Origin of the sequence: Streptomyces flavotricini (assembly GCF_020639365.1) — a bacterium.
Lineage (GTDB): Bacteria > Actinomycetota > Actinomycetes > Streptomycetales > Streptomycetaceae > Streptomyces > Streptomyces flavotricini.
This window is the reverse complement of the sequence record NZ_JAINUL010000001.1, coordinates 8,508,734-8,518,229: the sequence shown is the minus strand read 5'-3', so window position 1 is coordinate 8,518,229 and position 9,496 is coordinate 8,508,734. Positions and strand designations below refer to the sequence as shown.

Annotated in this window: 13 protein-coding genes and 1 pseudogene; 9 read left to right on the top strand and 5 right to left on the bottom strand. The window is 69.0% G+C overall.

Going from position 1 to position 9,496, the window contains the following annotated elements; all coding sequences use genetic code 11:
- Positions 1 to 23: 23 nt before the first annotated feature.
- Both K7B10_RS41440 and K7B10_RS39150 read left to right on the top strand, forming a co-directional pair.
- Positions 24 to 98: pseudogene (locus K7B10_RS41440) on the top strand (DUF6233 domain-containing protein); the annotation flags it as partial.
- Between the two features lie 562 nt (positions 99 to 660).
- Positions 661 to 936, top strand: coding sequence for a tyrosine-type recombinase/integrase (locus K7B10_RS39150; protein ID WP_229344398.1), 276 nt, complete (start codon positions 661 to 663; stop codon positions 934 to 936).
- A gap of 251 nt (positions 937 to 1,187) precedes the next feature.
- Here the strand turns inward: K7B10_RS39150 and K7B10_RS39145 are convergent, their stop codons facing one another.
- A complete protein-coding gene (locus tag K7B10_RS39145; RefSeq protein ID WP_229344396.1) occupies positions 1,188 to 1,820 on the bottom strand; it encodes a hypothetical protein in 633 nt (210 codons plus the stop codon).
- A 300-nt stretch (positions 1,821 to 2,120) separates the two neighbouring features.
- Here K7B10_RS39145 and K7B10_RS39140 point away from each other — a divergent pair, with 300 nt between their 5' ends.
- The 4 genes from K7B10_RS39140 to K7B10_RS39125 all read left to right on the top strand — a co-directional run bounded on the left by K7B10_RS39140 (position 2,121) and on the right by K7B10_RS39125 (position 6,298).
- Entirely contained in the window at positions 2,121 to 2,321 is a 201-nt protein-coding gene (locus tag K7B10_RS39140; protein ID WP_229344394.1) for a hypothetical protein, read from the top strand.
- A 251-nt stretch (positions 2,322 to 2,572) separates the two neighbouring features.
- On the top strand, positions 2,573 to 4,165 hold the full coding sequence (locus tag K7B10_RS39135) for an oleate hydratase (protein ID WP_229344392.1): 1,593 nt from the start codon (positions 2,573 to 2,575) through the stop codon (positions 4,163 to 4,165).
- A 58-nt stretch (positions 4,166 to 4,223) separates the two neighbouring features.
- Entirely contained in the window at positions 4,224 to 5,126 is a 903-nt protein-coding gene (locus K7B10_RS39130; RefSeq protein ID WP_229344390.1) for a universal stress protein, read from the top strand.
- 260 nt (positions 5,127 to 5,386) lie between these two features.
- Positions 5,387 to 6,298 carry a universal stress protein gene (locus K7B10_RS39125; RefSeq protein WP_229344388.1) on the top strand — a complete coding sequence of 304 codons (912 nt, stop codon included), beginning with the start codon at positions 5,387 to 5,389 and terminating at the stop codon, positions 6,296 to 6,298.
- A gap of 121 nt (positions 6,299 to 6,419) precedes the next feature.
- Here K7B10_RS39125 and K7B10_RS39120 read toward each other — a convergent pair whose 3' ends face one another.
- The 4 genes from K7B10_RS39120 to K7B10_RS39105 all read right to left on the bottom strand — a co-directional run bounded on the left by K7B10_RS39120 (position 6,420) and on the right by K7B10_RS39105 (position 8,319).
- On the bottom strand, positions 6,420 to 6,695 hold the full coding sequence (locus K7B10_RS39120) for a hypothetical protein (protein ID WP_229344386.1): 276 nt from the start codon (positions 6,693 to 6,695) through the stop codon (positions 6,420 to 6,422).
- Positions 6,692 to 7,597: a universal stress protein gene (locus K7B10_RS39115; RefSeq protein ID WP_229344385.1), complete on the bottom strand. Its 906-nt coding sequence runs from the start codon at positions 7,595 to 7,597 to the stop codon at positions 6,692 to 6,694. The genes K7B10_RS39120 and K7B10_RS39115 overlap by 4 nt, the downstream gene beginning before the upstream one ends.
- 193 nt (positions 7,598 to 7,790) lie before the next feature.
- Positions 7,791 to 7,988, bottom strand: coding sequence for an EF-hand domain-containing protein (locus K7B10_RS39110; protein ID WP_229344383.1), 198 nt, complete (start codon positions 7,986 to 7,988; stop codon positions 7,791 to 7,793).
- 169 nt (positions 7,989 to 8,157) lie between these two features.
- Positions 8,158 to 8,319, bottom strand: a complete 162-nt coding sequence (locus tag K7B10_RS39105) for an EF-hand domain-containing protein (RefSeq protein WP_229344381.1) — start codon at positions 8,317 to 8,319, stop codon at positions 8,158 to 8,160.
- 153 nt (positions 8,320 to 8,472) lie between these two features.
- Between K7B10_RS39105 and K7B10_RS39100 the strand changes: the two genes are divergently transcribed.
- From K7B10_RS39100 to K7B10_RS41870, 3 genes are read left to right on the top strand one after another with little or no spacing between them, the layout of a single operon-like run.
- Positions 8,473 to 8,700, top strand: coding sequence for an acyl carrier protein (locus K7B10_RS39100; RefSeq protein WP_308284701.1), 228 nt, complete (start codon positions 8,473 to 8,475; stop codon positions 8,698 to 8,700).
- On the top strand, positions 8,697 to 8,945 hold the full coding sequence (locus tag K7B10_RS41875) for a hypothetical protein (RefSeq protein WP_229344379.1): 249 nt from the start codon (positions 8,697 to 8,699) through the stop codon (positions 8,943 to 8,945). Before K7B10_RS39100 ends, K7B10_RS41875 begins: the two co-directional genes overlap by 4 nt.
- Positions 8,909 to 9,481, top strand: coding sequence for a hypothetical protein (locus K7B10_RS41870; protein ID WP_504967672.1), 573 nt, complete (start codon positions 8,909 to 8,911; stop codon positions 9,479 to 9,481). The genes K7B10_RS41875 and K7B10_RS41870 overlap by 37 nt, the downstream gene beginning before the upstream one ends.
- The last annotated feature ends 15 nt before the right edge of the window (positions 9,482 to 9,496 follow it).

Here is a 9,496-nt window from a genome sequence, read left to right as displayed (position 1 = left end):
CGCCGGCCGAGCCGCCCGCGTGGCTGATCGAGCGCGGCATTGGGGCGGGCCGGCTGCCGGGCCGTGTCCACGCCGGGGGCTGCTGGGACAGCCGAAAGCGCTGCACGGCCATCACCCCCGATCAGGCGCGGCGGGCGTTGGCCGAGGGGATACCCGCCCTGCCCGCAATCGACCACAAGGTCGTGGATGGCTTCATCCGCACCATGGAACGCAACGGCGCCGGCCTGGCCACCCAGTCCAACACCTTCGACAAGGTGAAGTCGGTCCTGCTCGATGCCTACCGCCTCGGCATCTACACCGAGAACCCCGTCCTGGGCGTGAGGCCTCCGCAGTACGACCCGGAACGGGCGGTGATCCCCTCCCCGCTCCGCGACATACGCACCGCCGGCGACGGCCGGTTCCTCCTGATCGCCGACCTGATGAGCGGCTGCGGCATGCGCAACGGCGAAGCCTTCGCCATCAACCTCAACAACCTCGTGGCCAGCGACGTCTACCGCATCACGGAGCTGGTCAACCAGACCACCAAGGCGTACGGCCGCCTCAAGCACCGCAAGCCCACCGACTACCGCGACGTCCCCCTCCCCGGCTCGCATCCGGGAAACCATCGAGTGGTACGCCGACAAGCACGGCACGGTCGACGGCTACCTCCTGCGCCACCCCATGGACCCTACGAGGCCGTTTCTGGCTTACTACCTCCAGAACCCGTGGCAGCGCATCAAGCGCGCCGGCGAAGTCGAGGTCCCCGACGGCATGGTGATCTACAGCCTCCGCCACTTCTTCGCCTCGAACTGCCTCACCAACGGCATCCCCATCACCGACGTAGCCGAATGGATGGGCCACAAGAGCCTCGACATCACGTTCAAGATCTACCGCCACCTCATGCCCGGCTCCATCGGCAAGGCCGCCAAGATCCTCGACGCCGGCTTGGCCGCATGATGCCTTCACAGGTCAAGCGCTTCGCATGGGGTCCATCGAGAACAGGTTGGCGACCAACCAACGACACGCGCGACCGTTCCCGGAAGATGACGGATGCATCAGTGGGTTAAACGGTAGGCCAGGCGGAGTGCGCCAGGCAGACAGGTCGGCCGCGACGAGGCTCCGGGCAGCACCGGCGGTGCCGTGCGACTCGGTACAGGCGGTCCGGGGCCACCACTGCCGCGGCGGCCCCGGATCGTCCTCCGGCGCCGTCAAACGAGCCAGCGCTTGCCGCGGACGAGGGTCAGGCTCTGCCAGAGGCTGCCCAGGCCCCAGGTGCGTCCGGCTCCGATCGCCGCGAGCGCCACGAGGACTGCCGCGTAGACGACGTGATAGTCCACCAACGGATTCGTGGACATGCTGAGACTGCCGTCCGAGAGGTGCCTGGCAGGGGGCCACTCGGCGGCCCACATGAGCGCCATCATCGTGCTGCCCGCAGCAGCCGCGACGCGTAGGGCGACCCCGCTCGCCAGGGCGATACCGATGCCGAGCAGTCCCAGCATGAAGGTCCAGTCGGCCCAGGCCGCCCCGGCCCAGGAATGGAACGTCTCCTCCAGCGGCCCGGCAGAGACGTGGCTCAGGAAGCCCGTGGTCGGAGACCCGCCATCGATCCATCCCTTACCCGCCGGGGTCGCGTATCCCCAGCCGAACGTCTTATCACCGAAAGCCCAGAGGAACGTGAACGCGGTCAGCAGCCGGGTCGCTGCCGCGACCCGCGCGACGGTCAGAGGCGTGGTGAGTTCATCAGCCGCGGTATTGGGCGCTGTGGCCGAGGTGGCCTTGCGCCACCCGGCGAAGCGCATTCCCGGCTGACGGTGCTGGTTCTGGTGCTGGTGGAGAGCCATGTCGTAGGAACCTTTCCTCATGGGCAGGCCCTGTGCGTGCCCCATGGCCAATGTCCCCGCGCGGAGGGCGCGGGCCATGAGGGCGAACGGCCTACGCCGCGCCGCCAATGGTCCCTCAGAGCCGCGCGGTTCACCGTCGATCAACGCCGGGGGCCGGAAGGTTAGCTCTCGCCGCTGTGAGGGCCCTGTTGGCCAAGAGAGGGGCCGACAGGCCCCTGGGAGCCCGCTGCACCCTTCGGAACAGTGAGGTCTGCACGGGGCAAGGAGTCTCGTGGACGACGGACAAGGGAGGTGAGTGCCATGGCCGGTCTCCTTGCCATCGGCGCCATCACATCGATCGGTCTCGGCGCCATCCTCACGTTCGCTGTGGACTGGCAATGGCGCACCGCCGACCGGCCGCTCGTCGGACTGATCATGATGGCCGTCGGCCTCATCGCTCTCGCTGCCGCCACGAGCCTGGACCGTCAGGGCAGCAGTACCGGAAGGCCGACTGGCCTGTGATCGTCCCGCCCTGGGCCGCAGTGCTCTCGGGAGCCGGCTGGCCGGAGCTGCCCGGGTGAGGGCCGGCTGCCGACACGCCACGCATCAAAGGCGGGCACATGTACGTCCCCTGGATACGGGATCTCCACCAGCAGCACCGAAGGGACCAACGGACCTGGTGACCAGGCCCCTCGGCTCCTGTGGGCCGTGCTGGCAGGGAGTTGACTGGACGGAGTGGCGGGGAGGCACCTCGCCCTTGGAAGGGCATGGCCATGACGAACGAAACCCAGAGCTCCCACGCCTATCTGGTCGGCGGAGGAATCGCCTCGCTGGCCGCGGCGGTCTTCCTCGTACGGGACGCGGGGATGCCCGGCGAGAACATCCACATCCTGGAGGAACTGCCGCAGACCGGTGGCGCACTCGACGGCAGTGGCGCACCGGGCACCGGCTACGTCGCCCGGGGTGGCCGGATGCTGGAGGACGAAGCCTACGTCTGCCTGTGGAACCTCTTGGCGGCAATCCCCACGCTCGGCAACGACACCGTGTCCGTCCTACAGGAGACCGAGGAGTTCAACGCCCGCTGGCTCACCCACGCCAACGCCCGGCTCATCGACGCCTCCGGCCGAATCCTCGACGCCTCCGAGCTGGGCTTCACCACTGCCGACCGGGTGGAGATGGCCCGCCTGCTCGCCTTGCCCGAGTCCGTCATCGGCGCGCGCCGGATCGAGGACTTCTTCTCCGAGCACTTCTTCACCACCAACTTCTGGGCGATGTGGAGCACCACCTTCGCCTTCCAGAACTGGCACAGCGCCATCGAGCTCAAGCGCTACTTCCTGCGCTTCCTCCAGGAACTCCCGCGTATCCACACCCTCGCCGGAGTTCGGCGCACGCGGCTGAACCAGTACGACTCGATCGTTCTGCCGGTACAGGCGTGGCTGGAGCGGCAGGGGGTCCGTATCGAGCAGGGAACCCGGGTCACCGACGTGGAGTTCGCCGTCGGCGAGGCCGGCGAGCGCCGGGCCGAGCGCATTCTCTTCGAGCGGGACGGCACAGCGGGATCGTACGGAATCGGGCCGCGGGACTACGCGTTCATCACCATTGGCTCCATGACCGCGGACGCCCGCTACGGAGGCGACGACACCGTCCCCGAGCTGGTCCACGACAAGCGCGACGGGGCCTGGAACCTGTGGGAGACGCTGGCCCGCAAGGCCCCGGACTTCGGTCGGCCCGGAGCCTTCAACGGCAACGTCGACGAGGCCAAGTGGGAGTCGTTCACCCTGACGATGCGCAGTCCGGCGCTGCTCAAGCGGATCGAGGAGTTCTCCGGCAATGCCCCCGGCACCGGGGCGCTGATGACGTTCAAAGACTCCCGGTGGTTGATGTCGGTGGTCGTGCCCCACCAGCCGCACTTCGCCGGCCAGCCAGAGGACGTCTTCACCCTTTGGGGGTACGGGCTGTTCGTGGACGAGCCGGGCGAGTTGACCGGCAAGAAGATGTCGGAGGCCACGGGACAGGAGATCCTCATCGAACTGCTCGGGCACCTCGGCTTCGACGACATTGCCGACGAGGTGTGCGCCACCACTACCGTCACGACCGTGATGATGCCCTACATCACCAGCCAGTTCGAGCGCCGTGACATCCACGACCGGCCGTTGGTGGTTCCCTCCGGGTCGGCCAACTTCGCCTTCCTCGGCCAGTTCACCGAGATCCCCGAAGACGTGGTGTTCACCGTCGAGTACTCCGTCCGCGGGGCGATGCACGCGGTGTACGAACTGCTGGGCGTCGACAAGGAGGTTCCGGCCGTCTACCACGCGCTGTCCGACCCGTTGACGGCGCTGCGGGCCCTCAAGGTCGTCTTCGCCTGAGCTGCGGCTCACCTCTTGCAACAGCACGACTTGCCGTCCCAGCCCCGGAGGTCCTTCCGTGTTCCACCCCGTAGTAACCTCGCCACCCGATCTCGGGGTCCGGCGATCCCGGGCGATCACCGTTGGTCTCGACGGATCTCGCGAAAGCCTGGCCTCCGTCGCCTGGGCCGCGGACGAAGCGCGCCGATGCGGTCTCGCCCTTCGCCTCCTGCACGTGTGGGACCTGGAACCGGACGTCCATTCACCGCTCATCGGCTCTCGCCCCAGGCAGGAGCCGTGCGACGCGGACCCGCGCTCCACGGCCGAGCGGATACGGCGCACGCATCCGGGCCTGGATGTGGTCGCGCAGGAGCTGTGCGGAGAGCCGGCCACCGTTCTGTGCGGGGCCGCCGAGGAGTCCGAGCTGTTGGTGCTCGGTTCCCGCGGTCTGGGCGGGGTCGCCGGTTTCGTGTCCGGTTCGGTGGCCCTGTCCGTGGTCGCCCGTACCCGGCATCCTGTCGTCCTGGTTCCGGGCCGCGCTCCGATCCCGAACGACGGCATCGTCCTCGGCCTGGACCTCTCGCACCCGTGCGACGAAGTTCTGGACCACGCCTTCTCCCGGGCCCACCGGCTCGGTGTACCGCTGCGTGTCCTGCACAGCCCGCATGCCCAGCGCGGGCCCGGCAGCGATGCGGCGCCGGCCGCTTCGGCCATGGCGCCCGGAGCTGCGGACGCGAGGACCGCGCGAGACCTGACCCAGGTGATCGAACAGTGGCGGCACGCGTACCCCGGCCTGCGTGTCACCGGGGAGATCCGCCCCGGCCACCCGGCGCGACGGCTGGTGGAGGCTTCCCACACGGCCAGCCTCCTCGTCATGGGCCGCCGCAACCGGGAATCCCGGCTCGGTCCCCACAGCGGAGGTGTGACGCGTGCGGTCCTGCACCACTGCCGGACGCCGCTGGCCGTCATCCCCCACGGCTGACCATTCCCAGCGCTCCGCATCGCCGTTGCCCGCGTTCCCGCTGTGAGGGACGCGGGCCGCTTCGCGTGCCAGGTGCTCGGTGACCGGTGTGAGCACCGCGCACGTCCGTATCCGGCCAGCCACTGTCCGGCCGGGCGACGAGGGACGTTCGGCCCGTTCCCCGGGTCTCCTGGACCATCGCTCCCCCAGGTACGGAAGGGAAGGGTGGGACGCACACCGCCGACGACGGTATTCGCCCCCTAGGCTCCGGAGGAAACACCATGTCACGTACGGTCATTGCGGGAATCGACGGATCCCCTGCATCTCTTGCCGCCGCCGAGTGGGCCGCCCGGGAGGCCCGGCGGCGCCGGCTCCCCCTCAAGCTGTTGCACGCCATGGAGGAGTGGATCCCGTCCTACGGATACGCGTCGCAGACCGAGGCCACCCCGTCACCCCAGTACTGGGGTGCGCGCATCCCCCGGAAGGTCGCGCTGCAGTTGACCGAGCGGCACCCCGGCCTGGAGATCACCACTGAGCAGGTGGACGGGCGGCCGGTGACCGTCCTGGTCGCTGCCGCGCAGGAGGCCGAGGTACTGGTACTCGGCTCACGCGGGCTTGGGGCGATGACCGGATTCCTCGTCGGATCCGTCTCCCAGGCCGTGCTCGCCCACGCCAAGTGCCCGGTCGTGGTCGTGCGGCCGGGCGCCTGGCTGGACGCCGACTGCCTGCCCGTATCTGATGGTGACGCACCACGGAAGGACACCGACCGGCCTGTCGTGCTCGGGCTGGACCTCTCCCACCCGTCTGCCGAGCTCCTCGACCACGCCTTCGACGCGGCGGCCGTACGCCGGGCCTCACTGCGCGTGATCCACCGCTGGAGCATGCCGCCCGCCTTCGCGTTCGACCCGGCGCTGCTCGCGCCCGAGGTACGGGACGGCATGGCGACCTCCACGGCGACGGCGCTCGCCGACGAACTGCGGCCCTGGCGCGACAAGTACCCCGAGGTCCATGTCGAAGTGGACTGCTCGGTGGGGCAACCCGCCAACCAGCTCGTCGAAGCCTCGGCAGACGCCTCACTGATCGTCGTCGGCCGGTGGATACGCCGCTCCGCCATCGGCACCCATCTCGGCCCGGTCGTCCACGCCGTCCTCCACCACGCCACAGCCCCGGTCGCGGTCGTACCGCACGCTTGAAGCGATCACGTGTGCCGGGTTGCCCTGACCGTCCGCCGCTGACCACAGAGCTGGGAGCAATCCATGCGCGCCGAGCCCAGCCGGGTGATGACCACCGGCCGGGCTCGGCGTGTGCCTGGCGCTACTGCGTTCCGCCTGTGTCTCGTTCTTCACGGCGGACGTCTTCCTCGCCCCACCGTTCCGCCTCTGAGGGGCACTGGCCGGTAATGGCACTTCGGCTCTCGGCGGCAGGGGGCTGATCTTGTTGAGGGGCTGTGGTGAGGACGAGGCGAAGCCCCATCCCGCGCTTCTCGGCCTCGGCTGCTGCCCGGGCCAAGCTCGCGTACCAGTTCTCCGCCGGGTCGATGCGGACGAGAATCTCGCCGGCTTCGGTGGTGGCCATCTCGGTGGTCGTCATGACGCCTCGCTCCTGTGCTCGTCGGCGTGCCGCGGGATCAGTTCGACGGGGCAGTGCGCATGGTGCAGCAGGCTGTGCGTCACGCGCCCCAGGGTGCGCCCGAGGTGGCCGGGCGAACGGCGCCCACCCATGACCAGCAGATCGGCATGGCGGGAGGCCTCCACCAGCACCCCGGCGACGGACACGCTCCTCTCCGCGTCCGCCTGGACCGTCAGTGAGGGGCACTCGGCCCGGATCTGCTCGGCTACGGCCTTCAGGCTCTGCCCGTGGAGGCCGCCGGCCCTGTTCCGGCCATCGACTGCTCCGGCCGCAGAGCCGACGGACTGCAGGACGCCCTGTACGTACAGCAGCCGCAGCGAGGCTTTGCGCAGCTCTGCTTCGCGCGCGGCGTGACGGACGCAATCGAGATCGCGCTCGTCGCGCGCGGCGGCCAGCACGACACCGTGCGCGGCCTCGTCCTCGCTCCCCCGCACGACGATCACGGGTGTTCGAGCGTCCGCCGCGACCTTGAGGCTGACCGAGCCCAGGGTCAAGGAGCTGAATCCGCCCGGCCCCCGGTTGCCCACGACGAGGGTGCCGCGGTCGCTCGCGGCCCGGCGCAGGCTCATCGCAGGCCCGCTACGGCTGAACTCCGTCGTGACCGAGAGCGCGGGATGCCGAGCCCGGACGGCCTCGGCCGTAACGTCCAGCAGTTCACGCCCTGCGACACGGACCCTCTCCATGTCGTCGTCCGAAAGCTCGAGGACCCGGCCGTCGACATCGGACCCGTACACGATGTGGAGGGGGCGACGGCGCCGCGCAGCCTCGTCCGACGCCCAGAGCGCCGCCCACCGGGCAGGCTCGGACCCATCGACACCGACGATGACGGATCCGAGGTCCGGACCTCTGCTGTTGCTTTCCATAGCTCCTCCTGGCCGACCGCTGTGGGGACAGCTCCACGCTGACACCCCAGCGCCGGACAGAAGAGGGGCCCTAGGTACCTCGTCGGGGCCGAAGGTCCCCGCCCATTTTTCTCGGTGAGCCCGTTGGGAGGCGGTCTCGGTTGTTCAGGATCGAGGGTGGGGGTGCGGGAGCCAGTCAGAGCGGTCCGTAGAGCTAGTTGCCCGGGGTATTCGGGTCGTCGCTGGTGAAGAACTCCACCACGGCGGCGGCAATTTCGACCGGATCCAGTGTCCCGTCCCCGTCACGATGCAGGCGGTGGAACGCCTCCTTCATCTGCTGCGCGGGCACCCCGCCAATCGCCTGACTGAGCGGCAGGTACGCGTCCAGCCCGATCAGTCCGTCGTCGTCCACGTCAGTGAGGGCGAGCCAAGCCGAAGCCCCCGCGTGCGGGGTCTCCAGCAGGGTGACAGGACTGGCGGCCACCGACCGTCGGATCCCCTGCTCGAAGGCCTTGAGATCAAGGCGGCCGCCCCCGAGATCGACGTGCGCCAGGTGGTCTTCCCACAGCCGGTGCAGGACGTCACGTGTGGATCCGCTCCGGCCGGCCAGGGAACACCTCGGCCAACCTGTCGGCGACAGCGGTCAGGTCACCCGCCCCGAGAAGGCCGTCTCGATCGGCGTCGAGCAGCGCGAACATGTAGTGCATCTGGCGGGTCAGTACCGGGATGGCGGTGTCGGGCATGAGAGCTCCTCCGGGTAGCGGGGTACGTCAATGCGGTCGCGGCCCATCCTTGGCGGGACCGATCGCCGGAAGCCTCGGCGGTCACCCGTCCGGACGTGGAGAACGGACATCCATAAGTCACCCGTTCGATGACGACTCGGGCCGCGCCGCGCCCTGGGCCTGCCCGTCATCGCCGATTGCCCGGTCGATGAGATTTCCCCGGAATCCCGGCTTGTCGAAGATCTCGACCTCGACTCGCTTCAGGTACTGGAGATCGCGGTGCGAGCCGAGGAGGAATTCGGCAGACCCATCGACGACTCGCTCCTGGCCGAGCAGGACGTGACCGTGTCCCACTGTGCGCACGTGGTGCAGGAGGTGAACGCCAAGGAGGTCCGCACGTGAGCGGCCAGGCGCCGTCCATCCCCATCGGAATCCAGGGCCTGGGTGTGCACATCCCGGAGCGCCGAGTCAGCAATGCGGACATCGCCGACCAGTACGGTGTGGACCCGGAGTGGATCGAGCGCATGACCGGTGTCCAGCAGCGGCAGTACGCGGAGCCCGGCCCGAGACGTTTTCCAAGTTCCAGAATCCCGCCGACCGGTCCACGGGCGTGCTGTTCGCAGACGGTGCCGGTGCAGTGGTGGTAGGCCGGGCGGCTGCAGGAAGGGGGATCCTGTGCAGCGCGCAGGGGACTGATGGCGCGCTGGCCGACATCGTGGGGATCCGTACCGGCGGCAGCGCACGGCCGACAACCGGACACACCGTGGCTGAAGGCGGGCACTACCTTGACATGAACGGGAAGAAGGTCCCGGCCTACTTCCACGATGTCTTCCCGAGGATCGTCGAAGAACTCATCCAACTGTCCGGTCTGCCCCTGAACAAGATCGACCTTGTCATTCCGCCTCAGGCAAACCCCCGTATGCTGCGTGCCCTGAGTCTTGAACTGGGCATCTCCGCCTCACAACTCGTCGTCACTGCCAATGTGTTCGGCACACGGGCGCGACCTCGATCCCCATGTTCCACGTGGCACGGGAGCAAGGCCGCCTCCACCCGGAGAGCACCGTTCTGCACGCCGCTGTCGGCGCCGGAATGTGCTGGGCCGGAACCGTACAACGCTGGTTGTGATGCGTCCCAAGGCGGAACAGGAGCCCGCCCGCGGACAGGCCGACGCTGTGTCGTGTGACGCGGATTCGGCTGG

What these genes read in the sequence shown, in the direction of transcription:
- K7B10_RS39135 (WP_229344392.1), top strand. Translation starts at nt 2,573, where the DNA reads ATGACGAACGAAACCCAGAGCTCCCACGCCTATCTGGTCGGCGGAGGA.
- K7B10_RS39105 (WP_229344381.1), bottom strand. Translation starts at nt 8,319, where the DNA reads ATGCCCGACACCGCCATCCCGGTACTGACCCGCCAGATGCACTACATG.
- K7B10_RS39150 (WP_229344398.1), top strand. Translation starts at nt 661, where the DNA reads ATGGACCCTACGAGGCCGTTTCTGGCTTACTACCTCCAGAACCCGTGG.
- K7B10_RS39145 (WP_229344396.1), bottom strand. Translation starts at nt 1,820, where the DNA reads ATGGCTCTCCACCAGCACCAGAACCAGCACCGTCAGCCGGGAATGCGC.
- K7B10_RS39115 (WP_229344385.1), bottom strand. Translation starts at nt 7,597, where the DNA reads ATGGAAAGCAACAGCAGAGGTCCGGACCTCGGATCCGTCATCGTCGGT.
- K7B10_RS39120 (WP_229344386.1), bottom strand. Translation starts at nt 6,695, where the DNA reads ATGACGACCACCGAGATGGCCACCACCGAAGCCGGCGAGATTCTCGTC.
- K7B10_RS39140 (WP_229344394.1), top strand. Translation starts at nt 2,121, where the DNA reads ATGGCCGGTCTCCTTGCCATCGGCGCCATCACATCGATCGGTCTCGGC.
- K7B10_RS39125 (WP_229344388.1), top strand. Translation starts at nt 5,387, where the DNA reads ATGTCACGTACGGTCATTGCGGGAATCGACGGATCCCCTGCATCTCTT.